We start from the raw sequence: 19,497 nt of genomic DNA, 5'->3' as shown, positions 1-19,497 counted from the left end.
AGCCTTCGCCGACGACAAGGGAGCCCGGGATGGCCCAGCCCAACGAGGGATCAGCGACCAACGGAACGCCGGAGCGGACCGGTGCGGACCAGCCGTCCGCGCCCGACGCGACGCCGGCCGCCCCGTCCGCCGGCTCTCTCCCCGGCGACGCCTCGCGGCAGTCGGCGGGGGAAGAGGGCTCTCCGCTCCTGCCGCCCGGCCAGTCCCGGCCGGCGCCCGCCATTCCGCCGCGCGCGCCGGTGCCGCCGTCGCGTCCGGGCGGTCGCATCGCCGATGCCCAGTCGAAGCCGGTGGCCAAGGCGCCGCCGAAGGCATCCGGCCGTGGCGGGCGCTCGTCAGGCAAGCCCGCGAAGCCGCAGAAGCCGTCGCGCAGCGCGCGTCACCCGGCGGTGACCATCGGCAGCGGCATCTTCACCTTCCTGCTGTTCCTGTTTGTCTCTGTGGGCCTTGCCGGCTGGTATGGCCAGCGCGCCTTCACCGAGCCCGGCCCCCTCACCACCGAGAAGGTGGTGAACATCCCGCGCGGCGCCGGCGTGCGCGACATGGCCGAGATCCTCGAGCGCGAGGGCGTGGTGGAAAGCTGGATGGTGTTCGTCGCGGGCCAGAAGCTCGGCCGGCCCGACGCCTCGCTGAAGGCCGGCGAATACGTGTTCAAGCCGGGCCAGTCAGTGGCCAGCGTCATCGACACCATCGCCTCGGGCAAGGTGGTGCTCCATCAGGTCACGATACCCGAGGGCCTCACCAGCCAGCAGGTGGTCAAGCGGCTGATGGACAACGAGCTGCTCACCGGCACGCCGACCGTGCCCCAGGAGGGCACGCTGCTGCCGGAGACCTATCGCATCCACCGCGGCATGTCCCGCGAAGCGCTGCTGCAGGAGATGGCGGAGGCGCAGAAGAAGGTGGTGGCCGCCGTCTGGGCCAAGCGCGCGCCTGACCTGCCGGTCAGAAGCCCGCAGGAGCTGGTGACGCTTGCGTCCATCGTCGAGAAGGAGACCGGGCAGGCGGACGAGCGGCCCAAGGTCGCCGCGGTCTTCGTCAACCGCCTCAATCGCAAGATGCGGCTCCAGTCGGACCCGACCATCATCTATGGCGTCGTCGGCGGGCGCGGCTCGCTGGGGCGGCCCATCAGCCGCACCGACATCGCCACGGCCACCGCGTACAACACCTACGCCATCGACGGCCTGCCGCCCGGCCCCATCTGCAATCCGGGCCGCGACGCGCTGGCGGCGGCGGCCAACCCGCCGCGCACCAAGGACCTTTATTTCGTCGCCGACGGCACCGGCGGCCACGCCTTCGCCGAGACGCTGACGGACCACAACAAGAATGTGGCACGCTGGCGCGCCATCGAGCAGGGCGCAGCCCCGGCCGCGCCGGCCCCCGCCAGCGCCAACTGACACTACGGAGACGACGGGATGGCCGCGGGCCCCATCATCAAGCGAGCGGCCGTCAACCGGGCTCCCGCGCCCGTCGCCAGCATGACCGGTTTCGCCCGGGTCGCCGGCTCGCACGGGGCCTGGCGCTTCGTGTGGGAAGTGCGCTCGGTCAACGGCAAGGGGCTGGACCTGCGCCTGCGCCTGCCGCCCGGCTTCGAGGTGCTGGAGGTGGACGTTCGCACCCGCACCGGGCAGGTGCTGTCGCGTGGATCCGTCTCCGCCAGCCTCGCCGCCAGCCGCGAGGGCGAGGCGGGCGCGGTGCGGGTGAACCAGCCCGCCCTCGAATCGCTCTATCAGGTGCTCGGCGAAAGCGCCCGCCGCCTCGGCGCTCCCCAGCCCACCCTCGATGCCCTGCTGGCGGTGAAGGGGATGGTGGAGATCGCCGAGCCCGAGGACAGCGAGGACGAGCGCCGCGAGCTGATGGCGGCCGTCTTCGCCGGCTTCGAGCAGGCCCTGGCCGAGCTGGGCGCCATGCGGGCGCGGGAGGGCGATGCGCTTAAGGCCATCCTCACCGGCCGCCTCGATTCCATCGCCGGCCTTGTCCACCGGGCCGAGCGCCTGCCCGAGCGCAGCGCGGAGGCGGTGAAGGCGCGCATCACCGATCAGGTCCGGGTGCTGATGGAGGCCGCCTCCCTCGACCCTGACCGCCTGCATCAGGAGGCGATCCTCGCCGTCACCAAGGCCGACGTGCGCGAGGAGCTGGACCGCCTGTCCGCCCACATCGCCGCCGCGCGCGAGCTCCTCGCCGCCGGCGGACCTGCCGGACGGCGGCTGGACTTCCTCGCGCAGGAGTTCAACCGCGAGGCGAACACCCTGTGCTCCAAGTCGAATTCGGTGGCGCTCACGCAGATCGGGCTTGACCTGAAGCTGCTGGTGGACCAGTTCCGCGAGCAGATCCAGAACCTCGAGTGAAGCGCGCCGCGATGCCGAATTCCGCCTCGTCCTCCGTGTCGTCGCATTTCGCGCTGCCGGGCTGGAAGCCCGGCGCCGGTGTGCTCGCCCGGCGAGGGCTGATGCTGGTTCTTTCCTCGCCCTCCGGCGCCGGCAAGACCACCCTGTCGCGGCTGCTTCTGGCGAGCGACGAGCGCATCACCATGTCCGTTTCCGTCACCACCCGCGCGCCACGTCCCGGCGAGGTGGACGGCAAGGACTATTTCTTCGTCGACCGCGACACCTTCCACCGGATGCGGGACGAGGGCCAGCTTCTGGAGCACGCCACGGTCTTCGACAACCTCTACGGCACCCCCCGCACGGCGGTGGAGGAGGCGCTGTCCGCCGGGCGGGACGTGCTCTTCGACATCGACTGGCAGGGCACCCAGCAACTGGGCGAGACCGCCCAGCAGGACCTCGTGAAGGTCTTCATCCTGCCGCCCACCGCGGCGGATCTCGAGCAGCGGCTGCGATCGCGGGCGCAGGATGCAGACGAGGTCGTCCGCCAGCGCATGGCCAAGGCGTCCGACGAGATCAGCCATTACACCGAGTACGATTACATCATCATCAACCACGATGTGCCGGACAGCCTGGCCAAGCTCACCGCCATCCTTCAGGCCGAGCGGCTGAAGCGCCGCCGCCTCACCGGCCTCTCCAGCTTCGTGAAGGGCCTGCGCGACCATTTGTGAGCAGGTCGTGGGCGAGCCGAACTCCTTGTGGTGCGAGGGGGGACGCTACTTCTCCACCGCCACCACGCGGCCCTTGTCCACCGCCAGCGCCAGCCGGCCGGCCTTGAGGGCGAGGGCCCGCTCGCCGAACAATTCCCGCCGCCAGCCCTTCAGCGCGGGCACGTCGGCCTCGTCGCTCACCGCGATGCGTTCCAGGTCCTCGGTGGTGGCGATCACCTTGGCGGCGACGGCATTCTGCTCCGCGGTCATGCGCAACAGAACCTTGAGCAGCTCCACCGTGGCATTGGCCCCGTTGGGCAGGGGCTTGTCGCGTTCGATGCGGGGCAGGGTCTTGGGGTCGCGCGCAATGCCGCGCTTGACCGCCTCCAGCACGGCCTCGCCGTAGCGCGAGCGCTCGAAGCCCTTGGGCAGGGAGCGCAGCTCCGCCAATTTCTCCGGCGTCTGCGGCTGCTGAACGGCGATCTCGCCGATCACTTCGTCCTTGATGACGCGGCCGCGCGGCAGATCGCGGGTCTGCGCCTCGCGCTCGCGCCACGCCGCCACCTCCGCCAGAACGGCCAGCTCGCGCGGCTTGCGCACCCGCGACTTCAGCCGCTCCCAGGCACTTTCTGGATGCTGCTCATAGGTGGAGGGCGACGTGAGGACGTGCATCTCCTCGCCCACCCATTCGCCGCGCCCGCGTGCATCGAGATCGGCGGTGAGCTTCATGTAGATGTCGCGCAGATGGGTCACGTCCGCGATGGCGTAGGTGATCTGCGCCTGGCTGAGCGGGCGGCGCGACCAGTCGGTGAAGCGGGACGACTTGTCGAGGGCATGCCCGGTGGTGCGCTGGACCAGCTGGTCGTAGGAAATGCTGTCGCCGTATCCCAGCACCATCGCCGCCACCTGGGTGTCGAAAACCGGGTGAGGAATGAGGCGCGCCTGGTGCCAGATGATCTCGATGTCCTGACGGCCGGCGTGAAACACCTTCATCACCCGCTCATTGCCCATCAGGCGATAGAACGGGGTAAGGTCCAGTCCGTCGGCGAGGGCGTCGATGAGGATGGCCTCGTCGGGCGAAGCCACCTGGACCACGCACAGCTTCGGCCAGAACGTGGTCTCCCGCAGAAACTCGGTATCGACGGTAACGAACGGGTGGCGCGCGAGACGCTCGCAGGCTGTGGCCAGCGCCTCGGTCGAGGTGATCGGGTCCATGACGGGAACATACCCATCACGTGCGCTTCGTGGAAGAGAATGTGGCGCTTCTGGGTCAAGATACGGGCGCGAGGGCGAGCTTCAGCGCATCCTCGGCCGAGCAAGGGCGGCCGAGGAGATAGCCCTGGAGGTGGGTACAGCCTTGCCGGCGCACGATTTCCACCTGCGCCTCGCTCTCGATGCCCTCCGCCGTACTTTTCAGCGTCAGCGAGCGCGCAAGGCCGAACATCGATTCGATGATGGCCCGGTCCCGCGGGTCGTCGGCGACGTTGCTCACGAAGCTTCGGTCGACCTTGATGCGGTTGATGTGCAGATACTTGAGGTGGCTCAGCGAGGAATAGCCCGTGCCGAAATCGTCCAGCGCCACGGCAATGCCGGCGTCGTGGAACTGCTCCAGCGCTGCGCGCACGGCTGGCCCGTCCTGCAGCAGGGCCGATTCGGTGATCTCCAGTTCCAGTCTCTGGCTCGGCAGTCCTGTGCGCTTCAAGGCGTTCAGAACCTGCGCCATCACGGCGCCGCCGCGAAACTGCACCGGCGAGAGATTGACCGAGACGGTGAGGTCGCAGGGCCATTGGGCCGCAGCCCGGCAGGCTTCCTCCAGCACCCAGGCGCCGATGGGGATGATGAGGCCGGTCTCCTCGGCGATGGGCACGAAAATGTCCGGACGCACCGGGCCCAGCTCGGGGTGGGTCCAGCGCAGCAGCACCTCGAATCCGGACAGGCGGCGCGACTTCGTCTCGAAGATCGGTTGGTAGGCGAGGGTGAACTGGCGCTCGCGCCAGGCCTCGTCGAGGCGGATCTGCAGATTGTGCCGCGCGCGCGCGGCTTCCCCGAGGGACGGCGAGAAAACCGAAATCGAGCCGTGGCCGAGGCGTTTGGCGTGATAGAGGGCGAGATCCGCGCTCTTGAGCAGGCTGAGCACGTTGTCCCCGTCGCGCGGACAGAGGGCGATGCCCACGGTGCAGCCGATCACCACCTGCCGATGCTCGATGTGGAACGGCTCGCGCACGGCCTCGGTCAGGGCGCGGGCGAGCTCCAGCGCGTCCTCGTTGCCCACCACGCCCTGCCGCACGATGGCGAACTCGTCGCCGCCGAGCCGGGCGACGGTATCGCGCGGCCCCAGCACGCCGGACATGCGCCGGGCGAGGGATTGCAGCACGCCGTCTCCCACGTCGTGGCCGAGACTGTCGTTGACCACCTTGAAGTAGTCGAGGTCGATCAGCAAAAGCGCGAAGGGGGCCGTGCTGCCGTCCGCGCCGAGAATCTGGATGTCCTCGGCGAACTGGAGGCGGTTCGGCAGGCCGGTGAGCACGTCGCGCCGCGCCTGGACGTGTTCCAGGGCCGCCAGCCTGCCCTGGTTGCGCAGCTGGCGGATCACGAAGGCAGTGCCCAGCAGAGTGAGGAGGCAGATCAGCAGCGCCGCCAGAACGACGGGGAAAAGCGTCTGCCAGATGTTCGAGACGACGGATTTGCGCGTCTCGCTGACCACCAGCGTGGAGGACCAGGACGGCATCTTGGCCACCGCGGCGAAGCGCTCGTGCTCATCCAGCGTGCCGACGGGGATGATCCCGCCCGCCGGCGGGACGCGGGCAAGCGCCGCCGCGCCGCGGGCCAAGGATTCGGTGGGACGCGTCTGGTCGAGGGGCGCGCGGGCAGGGGAGCCGGCGAGCCGCGCCCCGTCGTCGCGGACAAGGGCGATAAGCCCGGCCGGGCCGAGGTCGATCCTGGCGAGCGCGGACTCAAGCTCGTTCAACTCGATCGTGGCGATAATGACCCCTAGCAGGGAGCCGTCGGGCGCAGTCAACCTGCGGGCAATCAGAATGCTAGGCCGGCCCGTGAGGCGGCTCGTGAGCGGCATGCTGATGAAGGTTTCCGGCGCATTCGATCGCGTGACGGTCTGAAAATAGGGTCGGTCGGCGACGTTGACCTTCTGGGAGGGCCAGGACCGGGTGGTGCCGACGATGTTACCTGCGGCGTCCGCCACGCTCAGCCCGTCGATGAAGGGCAGGCCGGCGATCGTCCCTCGCAGCATCAGATGGGCGTCGCGCGTGGCGAAGTATTCTTCCAGCCGCTGCTGGCTCCCCACATTGGCATCGGCCAGCCGCTGGGCGAGCCCCTCCTCGACATATTCGATCGCCTGCAACAGACGTTGGGCCTCGGCGGAGATGGACGTGGTGAGGTTCGACAATCCCTTGAGGCGGTCGTCGATCATGCTGCGCTGAAGGGAGGTCAGCAGGGCGACGGTCGCAAGAACGACCACGGCCACCAACACCACGCAGTAGATGAGCAGCTCTTTTTCCAGGGTCGACCAAGGAGCGGCTTTGGCCTTTCCCCGCGCTTCGACGGCCAGGTGAGGCAGCGGAGGCGACTTTTCCCCGTATGGCGTCAGAGTGGGCATTCTTGTTCCCGGTGTCCTTCTGCCCTTCCATGCACCGGCCGCGACAATCGCGGGCCGTGGCCGCCCCCCGCCGCATAGCCCCGGCCCGATGAGGAGCTTTCGGCCGGGCCCCCGCACCGGCTTTCCGTGCGTTGGATCCCTGCGATCAACATTAGGCCAATTCTAAACAAGGCAGGCGCTGATCCAAATACGCAAATCTGTCATATTTGGATGGCGGCACGCCGCAGAATGCAGCGGTGATCCTTGATGCGCATCGGCATAAGGGCCCGCGGAAGACGTCTGCAATGACGGTTAAGGGTACTATATTACGACCGTAGTTGAGCCTCGGGCGCGGTTCAGGGCCTCGTCGCCTGTCTCGGGCCGTCCAATGAGATAGCCCTGCAGGTGGGTGCAGCCTTCCTCCGTCAGGATGCGCCGCTGGCCTTCCGTCTCGATTCCCTCGGCAGTGCAGGAGAGCCCGAGCGTGCGGGCGAGGCCGACGATGGCGCGGACGATGGCGAGGCTCTGGGGCGACTCCTCCACCTGATCGACGAAGGAGCGATCGACCTTGATCCGGCCGATGCTGAGCGTCCGCAGATAGCCCAGTGAGGAGTATCCGGTTCCGAAATCGTCGAGGGCGACCGTTATGCCTTCCTCGCTGAACTGCTCCAGAGTTGCCCGCACCATGGGCCCTTCATGTAGCAGGGTCGATTCAGTGATCTCGACCTCGAGGCGCGAAGGCTCGAGCCCGGATACCTCCAGGGCATTGCGCACCTGGCGGAAGGCCTCTGCCCCTCGGAACTGGATGGGCGAGAGATTGACCGAAACGAAGACGTCCGGGGGCCACCGCGTTGCCATGGTGCAGGCCTCCTGCAACACCCAGGCCCCCAGCGGTAGGATGAGGCCGGTTTCCTCGGCCACCGGGATGAACTTGCTCGGCTCGATCATGCCCCGCACGGGATGGCGCCACCGCACCAGGGCCTCGAAGCCGGCGATGCGGCCAGACTTCGCCTCGATGATGGGCTGGTAGACCAGGAAAAACTGGCGCTCCCGCCACGCGGTCTGCACGTCCACCTCGATCTCGCGGCGCTCGCGGGCGGACTGCTCCATCTCCTCGGCGAAGACGCGAGCGATCCCGCGCCCGTCGGTCTTTGCCCGATAGAGCGCGAGGTCGGCATTCTTCAGCAGCTGGGAGACCTCCGTGCCGTCCTTCGGCGATAGCACGATGCCGACGCTGGCCCCGCTGATGACCCGGTGCAGCCCGAGGAACATGGGTTTGCGCATGGCGTCGATGAGGTGCTGGGCGAATTCCATCGCCTCCTCGTCCTCGACGGCGCCGACCTGGAGGACGGCGAACTCGTCGCCACCGAGGCGTGCCACCGTGTCTTCGGGTCCCATCAGCCGGCGCAGGCGCTCGGCCAACTCCACAAGCAGCGTGTCGCCGGCCGCGTGGCCGAGGGTGTCGTTGATGGCCTTGAAATAATCGAGGTCCACGAAAAGCAGGGCGAAGGGCCGGCCTCCCGGCTCGGCCAGCATCGCCTCCAGCCGCTCCGAAAAGTCGAGGCGATTGGGCAGGCCGGTGAGGATGTCGAGCCGCGCCATGGCGTGTTGGCCCTCGGCGAAGGCGCGTTCATCCCGCAGGTGGCGGCCGATGCCGTAGGTGGCGAGGGCGATGGTAAGGCACAGCATGCCGGAAGCCACCATGAGCGGCGTCGCGCGCTGCCACAGGACGGCGTCGATGGCGGCGGCGCTGTCGCTGACCACAACGGCCACCGGCAGGTTCTCGACCGGCTGGACGGCGGCGAGGCGCAGCTTCTCATCGAGCGTGCCCGGCGGCAGCTCGATGTTCGTCCCATTGCGGAAGACTGTGGCAGCCGTCTGGGCACGTACCGCCTCGTCCCGGGGCGGCAGCCCGGCCGAGCCGGGGTGGCGCGCCAGCAGCGCCCCATCCGCCCGCACCAGCGCGATCATCCCGTCCTTGCCGAGACGAATGTTGCTGTAGAAGCGCTCGAAATAGGACTGCTGCATCGCCCCGAGCACGAGGCCGAGGAAGCTCCCCTGCGCATTGGCGAAGCGCCGCGCGAGATAGATGGTGACGGTGCCGGTTCCCCGGTTGGGCACCGGCTCGCTGATGAAGGTGTCCGGCCCGCGCATGGTACTGAGCGCCCGGAAATAGTCCCTGTCTGCGACATTCACCTTCGGAATCGGCCAGTACCGGGAGAAGTTGATGAGCTGGCCCGTCTCATCGATCATCGTCAGCGCATCCACGTAGGGGAGCCCCGAGATCTTCTCGTGCATCACGCTGTGGACCTGGTGGGATCCCATGGCGTCGAGGAGCTGCGCGCGCGTTTCGATCGTCTGCTCGCGAACTTCGTCGATGAAGTCATCCTGAATGAGGCTCAGGCTCTTGAAGGCGCGGGTGGTCTGCTCCGCCAGCGTGATCGCCAGATTATCAAGCTCGCGGGTGCGGTCGGCGATGCCATCCTTCCGCTGGCTAGCAACGAGCGTCGCGGTGGCTGCCAGCACGGCGGCGATCAGCAGGCCGCCGACGAGGACCAGCCATCCGGGACTGCGCCGCCTCGGCCGCAGTGGTGGGGGCACCTTCCCGTCCCGGCGCTGCCGCATCATCATGGATGGCTCACGCTCCCACCCGCTGTTGCGCGTTCGACGGTTGGATCGAGCGACGCCGAGTGAAGATGCTACATCCTTTGAAAACTTGAGGATAGGACTGTGCGCTTGACATGGGGCGGAGCGCATGCACCTTCCCCCCGCCTCAGACGCGGACTTTCGCGCCGCGGCGCGCGGTGACGCTGCGCCCGGCACGGATCGAAGCCTCGGGCGTCCGGCGCGCGCCGCAAGGGCTGCGCGCGGGACACCCGGGACCGGCCCCTTGGCCCTGCGTCTTCCCCCGTTCAGCCTTGAAAGGGCGACCCATGCACCGTTACCGCTCCCATACTTGCGGCGCGCTTTCGACCGCCGAGGTGGGCGAGATCGTGCGCCTGTCCGGCTGGTGCCACCGCATCCGCGACCACGGCGGCGTGCTGTTCATCGATCTGCGCGACCATTACGGCCTCACCCAGGTGGTGGTGGACCCCGACAGCGCCGCCTTCAAGGACGCCGAGAAGGTGCGCTCGGAATGGGTCATCCGCATCGACGGCAAGGTGCGCACCCGCCCCGAGGGCACCGAGAACGCCGACCTCGCCACCGGCGCGATCGAGGTCTACGCCACCGAGCTGGAAGTGCTGGGCCCGGCCGCGGAACTGCCCCTGCCGGTGTTTGGCGACGTGGAATACCCGGAAGAGACGCGGCTCAAGTACCGCTTCCTCGACCTGCGGCGCGAGAAGCTCCATCGCAACATCATGACCCGTGGCGCCATCATCGACGCCATGCGCCGGCGCATGAAGGACCAGGGCTTCTTCGAGTTCCAGACGCCCATCCTCACCGCCTCGTCGCCCGAGGGCGCGCGCGACTTCCTCGTTCCCTCGCGCCTGCACCCGGGCACCTTTTATGCGCTGCCGCAGGCGCCGCAGCAGTACAAGCAGCTCATCATGATGAGCGGCTTCGACCGCTACTTCCAGATCGCCCCCTGCTTCCGCGACGAGGACCCCCGCGCCGACCGCCTGCCGGGCGAGTTCTACCAGCTCGACCTGGAGATGAGCTTCGTCGAGCAGGAGGACGTGTTCGCGGCCATCGAACCGGTCATCACCGGGGTGTTCGAGGAGTTTGCCGCCGGTAAGCCCGTGACGAAGAACTGGCCCCGCATCCCCTATGCGGACTCCTTGCGCAAGTACGGCACCGACAAGCCGGACCTGCGCAACCCGCTGGTTATGCAGAACGTCTCCGACCATTTCCGCGGCTCGGGCTTCAAGGTGTTCGCCCGCATGCTGGAGGTAGAGAAGAACGAAGTGTGGGCCATCCCCGCCCCCGGCGGCGGCTCCCGCGCCTTCTGCGACCGCATGAACAGCTGGGCGCAGGGCGAGGGCCAGCCGGGCCTCGGCTACATCATGTGGCGCGAGGGCGGCGAGGGCGCCGGCCCGCTCGCCAACAACATCGGCCCCGAGCGCACCGAGGCGATCCGCGCCCAGCTCGGCCTCAAGGCCGGCGATGCCGCCTTCTTCGTCGCCGGTGACCCGGACAAGTTCGTCAAGTTCGCCGGCCTTGCCCGCACCAAGGTGGGCGAGGAGCTGAACCTCATCGACAAGGACCGCTTCGAGCTGGCCTGGATCGTCGACTTCCCGTTCTACGAATGGTCGGAAGACGAGAAGAAGGTCGACTTCTCCCATAACCCCTTCTCCATGCCGCAGGGCGGGCTCGAGGCGCTCACAACCCAGGACCCGCTCGCCATCAAGGCGTTCCAGTACGACATCGCCTGCAACGGCTACGAGATCGCCTCCGGCGGCATCCGCAACCATCGCCCCGAGACCATGGTGAAGGCGTTCGAGCTTGCCGGCTATGACGAGGCGACCGTGGTGGAGCGCTTCGGCGGCATGTACCGCGCCTTCCAGTACGGTGCGCCGCCCCATGGCGGCATGGCGGCGGGCGTGGACCGCATCGTCATGCTCCTGTGCGGGACGACGAACCTGCGCGAGATCTCCATCTTCCCCATGAACCAGCAGGCCCTCGACCTGCTCATGGGCGCCCCCAACGAGGCGACACCGAAGCAGCTGCGCGAACTCCACATCCGACCGGTGCCGCCGCAGAAGTAAGCGGCGCGGCTGTGCCGCAAACCGAGCCGCGCGCGGCGCCGGCGAAGTCGCTATATGTGCAGCGTGGGACGCACCGCGCCCATACGGATGCGCGGGTGCCCCCGGGGAGGAGTTTCATGCGGTTCGCTTATTCGCTGCTGGTTGCCGCAGCCCTGACGCTGCCCGCCGTGGCGGCGCCCACCCTCGCCATGGCCGATGAGGCGTCCGACAAGGTGAAGCTGGCGCGGCAGGTTGTGGACCAGTCGGTCACGCCCGGCCTCGACGGCCGCATCACCCGCATGATCGGCCAGGTGGTGGAGAAGCTGCCGGCCGATAAGCAGGCCGAGGCGCGGGCCGCGCTCGTCAAGGATTCCGGCGGGATTCGCGAGGACCTGGTGAAGGTGTTCGCCACCTATTATGCGGGCGCCTTCACCGCGGCGGAGCTGAAGGAGCTCGTCGCCTTCTATTCCAGCCCTATCGGCCGGAAGGTGGTCGAGGTGGAAGAGAATAAGCCGGACGAGGTGAACGCCGCCATCCAGCAGCAGATCATGAAGCTGGTGGTGCTGTTCAACTCCGGCCCCGGCGCCCCCCGCTGATCGGGCGACGCCGCAGCCTCCGCCCGACGGCGACCGTCAAGGCGCCGTGGCAGTGGCCTCGAAAGTGAAGGCCTCCAGCAGAATGCTCGGATCACCCGAGGCGGCGAGCGCCATCAGCGGCACCCGGCCCTTGGGGGTCGCCGTCACGGTGAGCGTGCCCGGATTGCGCAGGAAGGCCACGGCGGCGGCACCCACCGTCGCGGCCTCTGGCGAGGCCTCCTCCAGGTCCGCGGCGATGCCCTCCGCGAGGGTGACGACCTCGGCGCGATAGTCGGCTTCGCTGACTCCGGCGGCAGCGGCGAGCTGGGCGAATACCAGCTTGGCGAGGCCGAGATCGGTCAGGGTCACCTTCACCGGCCCCGCCGCCACCGTGGGCAGGGCCGACATGAAGCCCGCCGCTTCGCTGAAGGCGCTGTCAGGCACTTCGTCCAGCGTGCTCTCGATGGACACCTTGAACGCGTCCTTCACCTCCGTCGTCACCGGCGCGATGGCCAGCGTCCGTTCGTTGATGTCGTAGGCCGCCTTGAGCCCCATGGAGACCGTCGCGCGCTTCATGCCGGCGGCGATCAGATAGGTGAAGGGCTCTCCGTCCTCCGGCCGGATGGGGCCGGATACATCGGTGAGCGCGAAGTCGAGGTAGGAGGGGAGCACGCCCAAATTGCCGCCCCACGACAAAGCGAAAGTCCCGATCTTGACCGGCTCGTTGCGCACGCCGGCGCCGCCCTCGCCATAGGGCACTTCCAGATCCTTCAGCTCCAGCCCGCTCATCACGCGGAACAGAACGAGCGCCGAAAGGGGGGAGGGGCTTTCCGCCTCGGCGGCGAGCCGGGCGAGCTGGTTGAAGTCCAGCTGCCGCACGGCGAACCGGCCGAGGGTGGCCTTCCCGTCAGGGGTCATGCCTTCCACCTGCTCGAAGGTCATGCCGTCAAGAACGCCGTTGGCGAGGCTCTCCAGCCGCAGCGTCCCGATGCGCCCGCTCTCCTCCTTGTCCTTGGTATAGGCCTGCATCAGGGCAACGGTGCCGAACGACAGGCCGCCGATGAGGTCGCGGGACAGCTCCAAGGCACGGCGGCTCTCCGCCGAGGTCAGGTGCGGGCCCTTGATGCTGAGGGCCTTCATCTCCAGCAGGCGCGCCGGGTCGAAGGCCGAGGGCTTGATGGCGACATTCTCCATGAGGAGGGAGGCTGCGCCATGGGTGGGGCCGCCTTCCACCGTGACGACATAGGGGCCGGTGACCACCTTGCCGTAGATGCGGCCATAGGTCTCCGCCACCTTGCCCGTCGGTCCGTCCTGTTGGGTCATCAGGAGGAGAGGGGCGGTGTCGATCTGGGCCGCCACCAGCCCGTCGAGGCGGGCGGTGACCTTGGCGGGGGCCGGCGCCGGGCTGCCGGGAGGGGCGGCGGTCGGTTCGGGCGGCGGGGTCGTGGTGACGAAGGTGGAGCGGTCGATGATGAGGCTGCGCACCGCGCCGGCATTCACGCCCTCGGCGGCGAGGTTGGTGTAGCTCACCTCCACGGCCGGCGCGCCGGCGGGTGCGATGCGGCCCTTCGCCTCGGGAATGGTCACCTTGGCGGCGGTGGTCGCCCCGAGCTGCCGCAGCGCGACCCTGAGCGCGCCGAACGGACCCTTCCCCTCGCCGGTGGCGATCAGGGTCATGGGGCCGTTGTAGCGGTCGATCATCACCTGGGGCACGGAATAGGTGATGGTCCCGCCTGCGGCCGCATCGCCCGAGAGGGCGATCTCCAACCCGTCCAGATCGAGGGCCTCGAGGGTGACGCGCCGATCGTGGGGGCCCTCGGCGCCGCGGGCCAAAAGCCGGGCGATCTTCACGCTGGCCGTGCCGTCGGCGGAGGTGATGGAAATGCCGGTGACGGTCACGGCCTGGTCCACTGCGTCGAACGTGGCGTCGGCGAAATCCGCCTTGGCGCCGGCCTCGCGCATGCTGGCGAAGGCCTGGTCCACTTCCGCGCGCACCTTGGCCCGCGACCATGCGGAAAAGCCGAACCAGCCCGCCGCGGCGAGCACCGCGACGAGGCCTACCGCCACCGCGATCCGCGCCAAGGTCTTTGACCCGACTGTCATGCCTGTCATCCCTGTCTCATTCCCGCCCCTGCGGAAGGGCGGCCATGCGCACGCAACATAACCCAATTTGTGCGGTCCACCGTGACATAAGCATGCGCGGCGGCTAGGTTGCCGGCCGCTTTTCCGCGGCGGTCCGTATTGATGAGGGGGGAAGAGGCATGGCGTCCAACATTTCCGAGGATCTGCGTTCGGGCGCACTCTACTATCACCGCACGCCGAAGCCGGGGAAGCTGGAGATCCAGGCCACCAAGCCGTTGGGAAATCAGCGCGATCTTGCTCTTGCATATTCGCCCGGCGTCGCCGCCGCCTGCGAGGCCATCGCGGCCGATCCGCTGCTCGCCGCCGAGCTCACCATCCGGGCGAATCTCGTCGGTGTGGTCTCCAACGGCACGGCGGTTCTGGGCCTCGGCAACATCGGGCCCCTCGCCGGCAAGCCGGTGATGGAGGGCAAGGCCGTCCTGTTCAAGAAGTTCGCCGGCATCGACGTGTTCGACATCGAGATCGACGCTCTGACGGTCGAGCGCATGGTGGACGTGGTGAGCGCGCTGGAGCCCACCTTCGGCGGCATCAACCTCGAGGACATCAAGGCCCCCGAGTGCTTCGAGGTGGAAGATCAGCTGCGCGCGCGCATGAAGATCCCCGTCTTCCATGACGACCAGCACGGCACCGCCATCATCGTCGGCGCCGCCGTTCGCAACGCGCTCGAAATCGGCAACCGCAGGATCGAGGATCTGAAGATCGTCACCTCCGGTGCGGGTGCGGCGGCCCTCGCCTCCCTCAATCTGCTCGTCTCGCTCGGTGCCAAGAAGGAAAACATCTGGGTCACCGACATCGAGGGCTTGGTCTATGACGGCCGCAACACCCTCATGGATCCGTGGAAGGAGAAGTTCGCCCAGAAGACCGACAAGCGCACGCTGGACGAGGTGATCGACGGCGCACACATCTTCCTCGGCCTCTCGGCCGGCGGCGTGCTGAAGCCGGAGATGGTGAAGAAAATGGCGGACCACCCGCTCATCCTCGCCCTCGCCAATCCGGTGCCGGAGATCATGCCCGAGGTCGCCCGCGAGGCGCGGCCCGACGCCATGATCTGCACCGGCCGCTCGGACTTCCCCAACCAGGTCAACAACGTCCTGTGCTTCCCCTACATCTTCCGCGGGGCGCTGGACGTGGGCGCGACCGACATCAATCCCGAGATGAAGATGGCGGCCGTGGAGGCCCTCGCGGCCCTCGCCCGCGAGACCCCGTCCGACGTGGTGGCCCGCGCCTATGGCGGCGAGAGCCGCTCCTTCGGCGCCGATTCGCTCATCCCATCGCCGTTCGATCCGCGCCTCATCCTGCGCATCGCGCCGGCGGTGGCGAAGGCGGCCATGGACACCGGCATCGCCACCCGCCCCATCACCGACATGGACGCCTATATCGAGCGGCTGGACCATTTCGTCTTCCGCTCCGGCTTCATCATGCGGCCGCTGTTCGCCAAGGCGAAGCGCTCGGTGAAGCGGGTCATCTATGCCGAGGGCGAGGACGAGCGCGTGCTGCGCGCGGTGCAGGCGGTGGTGGAGGAGGGCATCGCCCGCCCGATCATCGTCGCCCGCCCGAGCGTGGTGGACACCCGCCTCAAGCGCTTCGGCCTGTCGATCCTGCCCGGCCGCGACTTCGACCTCATCAATCCCGAGGATGATCCGCGCTACCGCGACTATGTGCGCGACTATGTGGAAGTGGCCGGTCGCCGCGGCGTGACGCCCGATGCCGCCCGCACGCTGGTGCGCACCCATCCCACCGTCATCGCGGCGCTGGCGGTCCACCGCGGCGAGGCGGACGCTATGCTGTGCGGCATCGAGGGTCGCTTCGTGCGCCACCTGCGTCAGGTGCGCGACATCATCGGTCTCGCGCCCGGCGTGAAGGAGCTGGCGGCGCTGTCGCTGCTGATCACCTCCAAGGGCAATTTCTTCATCTGCGACACGCAGATCCAGACCGAGCCCACGGCCGCGGACCTGGCAGAGATGACCGTGCTGGCGGCGGCGCACGTGCGCCGCTTCGGCCTGGAGCCGAGGGTCGCTCTGCTCTCGCACTCCAACTTCGGCAGCCACGAGACGCTGTCGGCCAAACGGGTGCGTTCCGCCCTCTCCATCATCCGCGAGCGCGAGCCGCATCTGGAGGTGGACGGCGAGATGCAGGCGGATGCGGCGCTCCTGGAAGACATCCGCAAGCGCTCCTTCCCGCACTCGACCCTGTCGGGCGTCGCCAACGTCCTGGTGATGCCGGACCTGGACGCGGCGGACATCGCCTTCAACATGATCAAGGTGTTGGGCGACGCTCTGCCGGTGGGGCCGATCCTCATGGGCACCGCCAAGCCGGCCCATATCCTCGGTCCCTCGGTGACCACCCGGGGCGTCGTCAACATGACCGCGGTGGCCGTCGCCGAGGCCCAGACGGACTGAGGCGCGGATCCTCTGATCCCCCCCCCACCAGGCCTCAGCGGGCCGGCGGGGCGGCCAGGATGCCGGAGGTGTAGCGCTCGATCAAAGCGCTGAAAGGGGTGCCATCGGGCAGAGTCAGCACTGCCCGATGGGTCAGGACGAAGGCGGGCAGGGGGAGGGCGGCGCCGTCGCCCGACGCCTCGGCCGGCCGCCACAGCAGCTGAGCGTCGAGGGTGCGGCGGCGGAAGTCGAGAGGCCGCACTACCTTGCCGAACGGCGTATCGGTGCCGTCCAGCTCTGCGTTCATCTCCGGGGTCAGTTTTTCCGGCAGATAAAAGTTATCCGCCTCCGACAGAATCACCGGACCGCACGCGAGGCGGACCCGGCGATGGCGCACCGGGGTGTCCGGCCCGGCGTTGAGGAGCGCGCGCACGTCGGCAGGCGCCATACCCTCCTGGTCGCGCACCCGCGCGGCCACCACCCGGGCGGGTGTGGCGATGCCGCGGTCGGCACACCACTTCTCCAGCGTGGCGGTGGCGCTCGGTCGGGCGAGCAGCTCGCGGTTCAGCTCCTCCACCAGATCCTGCGCCGTGCGGCGGGCTGCGGGGGTGTCAGGCCAGCGCACGTTCGTCTCCAGCGCGCGGGCGGGCACCAGCAGGCAACCGGCGAGGATCAGGGGCAGCAGGACCGGCAGGCCGAACAGGAGCATGGCAACGCACACCTTGGAGAGACGCGATCCCGGCAGGCCGGATTGAGGCAAGCAACGCGACCGCGCGAGCCGGGCGCCTGTGTCTCCATAGCGCAGGCCGGCGCCGCCCGCCACGCCGCCAAAGCGCGCGCCACCGGCGATCCGGCCCGGGCGGCCCTGCGTAAACCCTCGGGCGGCGTGCGAGATCCTGCCGCGCCCCGTGTCCCGCGCCTGTCGTGGATTTGGGCTATGATGGCAACGAGATGGTGGACGTCCTCGACGAGCTCCGCATTCTGTACGACAGCACCCCGGTGCTGGTGGCAGCCTATGATCCCATGGACCGGCTGCGCTACGCCAATCCGGCGTTCCGCTCGGCCTTCGCCCTCGGACCGGACGAGGCGCCGACCTGGGCGGAGCTGATGCGCCGCAACCACGCGGCCGGCCGGGGCACGGTGATCACCACGCCGGATTTCGAGGCGTGGCTCGTCTCCACCCTGTCGCGGCGGGGCAAGACCGCCTACCGCGCCTTCGAGACCGATCTCAGCGACGGCCGCTGGCTGCTGATGACCGAGACGGTCTCGCCCTCCGGCTGGATGCTGTGCATCGCCAGCGACATCACCGCCTTTCGGCCGGACGAGCGGGCGGTGCGGCAGGCCCGCGACTCGGCCCTCAAGGAGGCGCAGACCGACGACCTCACCGGCATCGCCAATCGCCGCTTCGTCACCGCGCGGGTGGACGACATGCTCGCCCCCGACGGGCCGGGCGGGGCGCTGTGCGTCCTCGACCTCGACAATTTCAAGTATATCAACGACCTCGTCGGGCATATCGCGGGCGACACGGTGCTGCGCGACTTCGCCGCCCGCATCAACGGCCTCGTCCGCCGCAAGGACTGCTTCGGCCGCATCGGCGGGGAGGAGTTCGCGCTGGTGCTGCCCGGCACGGGGGCGGCGGAGGCGGTGCTGATCGTCGAGCGCATGCTGGCGCTGGTGCGGCTGTCGCGGCCGTTGTCGCACTGGCCGGAATTCACCTACACCTTCTCCGCCGGCATCGCGACCGCCGAGGCGGGCACCAGCTTCGGCGATCTCTACGGCCGGGCCGACCGGGCGCTCTATCTCGCCAAGATGACCGGCCGCAACCGCATCCAGGTGGAAGACGACAGCATGCCGCCGGCGATCCAGGCCAAGCGGTGATGCTGCATCCCGGTGCGGCAGCGCCCGGTGTTCTGCTATGGTGGGCCCCATCGTGATGCCGCCGCCGAAGCCGACTCATACGCCGCCGATGGTCCCGCCCGAAGCCCCGCCGCCGTCCGAGACCATCGAGCGCATCCGCGCCCTTTACGAGGCGACGCCGCTGCTCGTCGCGCTTTACGACCCTTCCGATCGCATGCGCTACGCCAATGCCGCGTGCCGCGCGGCGCATTATCTCGCCCCCGGCGAGGAGCTGACCTGGGAGGAGATGGTCCGGCGCAACCACGCGGCGCGGCGCGGTGTGATCATCGCCACCGCCGATTTCGAGGCCTGGATCGCCTCCGCCCGGTCGCGCCGGGGCAAGCTCGCCTACCGCACGTTCGAGACCGACCTTTACGACGGCCGCTGGCTTCTGGTGACCGAGACGGTAGATGCGGGCGGCTGGATGCTCACCATCGCCGTGGACGTGACCGCCTTCCGCACCGAGGACCGGGCCATCCGCCAGGCGCGCGACCGCGCCATATCGGCCTCCTTCACCGACGAATTGACCGGCGTCGCCAACCGCCGCTTCGTCACGGCGCGGGCCGAGGACATGATGGCTCCGGCCGGACCCGGCGGCAGCCTGTGCGTCATCGACCTCGACAATTTCAAATACATCAACGACGCCTACGGCCATCAGACAGGCGATGACATTCTGTGCGCCTTCGCCGCCGCCATGGCCACGGCGCTGCGCCGCTCCGATTGCTTCGGCCGGGTGGGCGGCGAGGAATTCGTGCTGGTGCTGCCGGCGACCGGCGTTGCGGAGGCGGCGGAGATCGTGGAGGGCATGCTGGCCTTGATCCGCGCCTCGCGGCCTTTGCCGCACGTTCCCGCCTTCACCTACACCTTCTCCGCCGGCATCGCCCCCGCCCGCCCGGGTGCGACCTATGCCGAGGTCTACGGCCATGCCGACCGCGCCCTCTACGCCGCCAAGCTGGCGGGGCGGGATCGGATTCATCTGGCGGAGGAGGGGGTTAGGCCGCACAAGGAATAAAAACTCAGAAGATTAGGATTTTTATCCTTGACAGCGTGACGCTGCTCCGGTAGCTTTTCCCCATGTTCGAGACGTGTGCCCCGGCGGGCACCGCAGGGCGCGGTGTTCTCGGCCTCTGAGCCTTCGCGTCATCCCGGCGCATTTTCGGTTGAGATGCGCCCCTTCCTTTGGTCGTCTGGGTCGTGC

Annotated in this window: 13 protein-coding genes; 8 read left to right on the top strand and 5 right to left on the bottom strand. The window is 68.6% G+C overall.

What is annotated here, in order from left to right:
* The first annotated feature begins 29 nt into the window (after positions 1-29).
* From mltG to gmk, 3 genes are read left to right on the top strand one after another with little or no spacing between them, the layout of a single operon-like run.
* On the top strand, positions 30-1,394 hold the full coding sequence (gene mltG / locus ABLE93_RS00595) for an endolytic transglycosylase MltG (protein ID WP_348837142.1): 1,365 nt from the start codon (positions 30-32) through the stop codon (positions 1,392-1,394).
* Between the two features lie 18 nt (positions 1,395-1,412).
* Positions 1,413-2,345 (top strand): YicC/YloC family endoribonuclease, encoded by a 933-nt coding sequence (locus ABLE93_RS00590; protein ID WP_348837140.1) that lies wholly within the window; start codon positions 1,413-1,415, stop codon positions 2,343-2,345.
* 11 nt (positions 2,346-2,356) lie between these two features.
* Positions 2,357-3,052: a guanylate kinase gene (gmk, locus tag ABLE93_RS00585; protein WP_510182953.1), complete on the top strand. Its 696-nt coding sequence runs from the start codon at positions 2,357-2,359 to the stop codon at positions 3,050-3,052.
* A 45-nt stretch (positions 3,053-3,097) separates the two neighbouring features.
* Here gmk and rnd read toward each other — a convergent pair whose 3' ends face one another.
* The 3 genes from rnd to ABLE93_RS00570 all read right to left on the bottom strand — a co-directional run bounded on the left by rnd (position 3,098) and on the right by ABLE93_RS00570 (position 9,224).
* Positions 3,098-4,246: a ribonuclease D gene (gene rnd, locus ABLE93_RS00580; protein ID WP_348837138.1), complete on the bottom strand. Its 1,149-nt coding sequence runs from the start codon at positions 4,244-4,246 to the stop codon at positions 3,098-3,100.
* Positions 4,247-4,301: 55 nt separating this feature from the next.
* Complete coding sequence (locus tag ABLE93_RS00575; RefSeq protein WP_348837137.1) at positions 4,302-6,644, bottom strand: putative bifunctional diguanylate cyclase/phosphodiesterase; 2,343 nt, start codon at positions 6,642-6,644, stop codon at positions 4,302-4,304.
* Between the two features lie 300 nt (positions 6,645-6,944).
* The gene (locus tag ABLE93_RS00570; RefSeq protein ID WP_348837135.1) at positions 6,945-9,224 is read right to left on the bottom strand and encodes a putative bifunctional diguanylate cyclase/phosphodiesterase; all 2,280 of its coding nucleotides are present in this window, start codon (positions 9,222-9,224) and stop codon (positions 6,945-6,947) included.
* A 332-nt stretch (positions 9,225-9,556) separates the two neighbouring features.
* Between ABLE93_RS00570 and aspS the strand changes: the two genes are divergently transcribed.
* Together aspS and ABLE93_RS00560 are read left to right on the top strand one after the other, a co-directional pair.
* Positions 9,557-11,329, top strand: a complete 1,773-nt coding sequence (gene aspS, locus ABLE93_RS00565; RefSeq protein WP_348837134.1) for an aspartate--tRNA ligase — start codon at positions 9,557-9,559, stop codon at positions 11,327-11,329.
* Positions 11,330-11,445: 116 nt separating this feature from the next.
* Positions 11,446-11,904: a DUF2059 domain-containing protein gene (locus tag ABLE93_RS00560; RefSeq protein WP_348837131.1), complete on the top strand. Its 459-nt coding sequence runs from the start codon at positions 11,446-11,448 to the stop codon at positions 11,902-11,904.
* Between the two features lie 36 nt (positions 11,905-11,940).
* Here the strand turns inward: ABLE93_RS00560 and ABLE93_RS00555 are convergent, their stop codons facing one another.
* Complete coding sequence (locus ABLE93_RS00555; protein ID WP_348837129.1) at positions 11,941-13,986, bottom strand: aq_1923 C-terminal domain; 2,046 nt, start codon at positions 13,984-13,986, stop codon at positions 11,941-11,943.
* 158 nt (positions 13,987-14,144) lie between these two features.
* On the opposite strand from ABLE93_RS00555, the gene ABLE93_RS00550 reads away from it, so the two are divergent.
* Positions 14,145-16,424, top strand: a complete 2,280-nt coding sequence (locus ABLE93_RS00550; RefSeq protein WP_348837127.1) for an NADP-dependent malic enzyme — start codon at positions 14,145-14,147, stop codon at positions 16,422-16,424.
* Between the two features lie 34 nt (positions 16,425-16,458).
* Here ABLE93_RS00550 and ABLE93_RS00545 read toward each other — a convergent pair whose 3' ends face one another.
* Entirely contained in the window at positions 16,459-17,112 is a 654-nt protein-coding gene (locus ABLE93_RS00545; RefSeq protein WP_348837124.1) for a hypothetical protein, read from the bottom strand.
* 242 nt (positions 17,113-17,354) lie between these two features.
* On the opposite strand from ABLE93_RS00545, the gene ABLE93_RS00540 reads away from it, so the two are divergent.
* Both ABLE93_RS00540 and ABLE93_RS00535 read left to right on the top strand, forming a co-directional pair.
* Positions 17,355-18,281 (top strand): sensor domain-containing diguanylate cyclase, encoded by a 927-nt coding sequence (locus ABLE93_RS00540; protein WP_348838431.1) that lies wholly within the window; start codon positions 17,355-17,357, stop codon positions 18,279-18,281.
* A gap of 88 nt (positions 18,282-18,369) precedes the next feature.
* Positions 18,370-19,311, top strand: coding sequence for a GGDEF domain-containing protein (locus tag ABLE93_RS00535; RefSeq protein WP_510182967.1), 942 nt, complete (start codon positions 18,370-18,372; stop codon positions 19,309-19,311).
* Positions 19,312-19,497 lie beyond the last annotated feature (186 nt).

The organism is Xanthobacter pollutisoli (assembly GCF_040044995.1).
Lineage (GTDB): Bacteria > Pseudomonadota > Alphaproteobacteria > Rhizobiales > Xanthobacteraceae > Xanthobacter.
Note: the sequence above shows the minus strand (reverse complement) of the source record. Positions and strands in the feature narration are given on the sequence as shown.

What these genes read in the sequence shown, in the direction of transcription:
- ABLE93_RS00540 (WP_348838431.1), top strand. Translation starts at nt 17,355, where the DNA reads ATGGTGGACGTCCTCGACGAGCTCCGCATTCTGTACGACAGCACCCCG.
- ABLE93_RS00590 (WP_348837140.1), top strand. Translation starts at nt 1,413, where the DNA reads ATGGCCGCGGGCCCCATCATCAAGCGAGCGGCCGTCAACCGGGCTCCC.
- rnd (WP_348837138.1), bottom strand. Translation starts at nt 4,246, where the DNA reads ATGGACCCGATCACCTCGACCGAGGCGCTGGCCACAGCCTGCGAGCGT.
- ABLE93_RS00545 (WP_348837124.1), bottom strand. Translation starts at nt 17,112, where the DNA reads ATGCTCCTGTTCGGCCTGCCGGTCCTGCTGCCCCTGATCCTCGCCGGT.
- ABLE93_RS00575 (WP_348837137.1), bottom strand. Translation starts at nt 6,644, where the DNA reads ATGCCCACTCTGACGCCATACGGGGAAAAGTCGCCTCCGCTGCCTCAC.
- mltG (WP_348837142.1), top strand. Translation starts at nt 30, where the DNA reads ATGGCCCAGCCCAACGAGGGATCAGCGACCAACGGAACGCCGGAGCGG.
- ABLE93_RS00555 (WP_348837129.1), bottom strand. Translation starts at nt 13,986, where the DNA reads ATGACAGTCGGGTCAAAGACCTTGGCGCGGATCGCGGTGGCGGTAGGC.
- aspS (WP_348837134.1), top strand. Translation starts at nt 9,557, where the DNA reads ATGCACCGTTACCGCTCCCATACTTGCGGCGCGCTTTCGACCGCCGAG.
- ABLE93_RS00535 (WP_510182967.1), top strand. Translation starts at nt 18,370, where the DNA reads ATGGTCCCGCCCGAAGCCCCGCCGCCGTCCGAGACCATCGAGCGCATC.
- ABLE93_RS00560 (WP_348837131.1), top strand. Translation starts at nt 11,446, where the DNA reads ATGCGGTTCGCTTATTCGCTGCTGGTTGCCGCAGCCCTGACGCTGCCC.
- ABLE93_RS00550 (WP_348837127.1), top strand. Translation starts at nt 14,145, where the DNA reads ATGGCGTCCAACATTTCCGAGGATCTGCGTTCGGGCGCACTCTACTAT.
- gmk (WP_510182953.1), top strand. Translation starts at nt 2,357, where the DNA reads ATGCCGAATTCCGCCTCGTCCTCCGTGTCGTCGCATTTCGCGCTGCCG.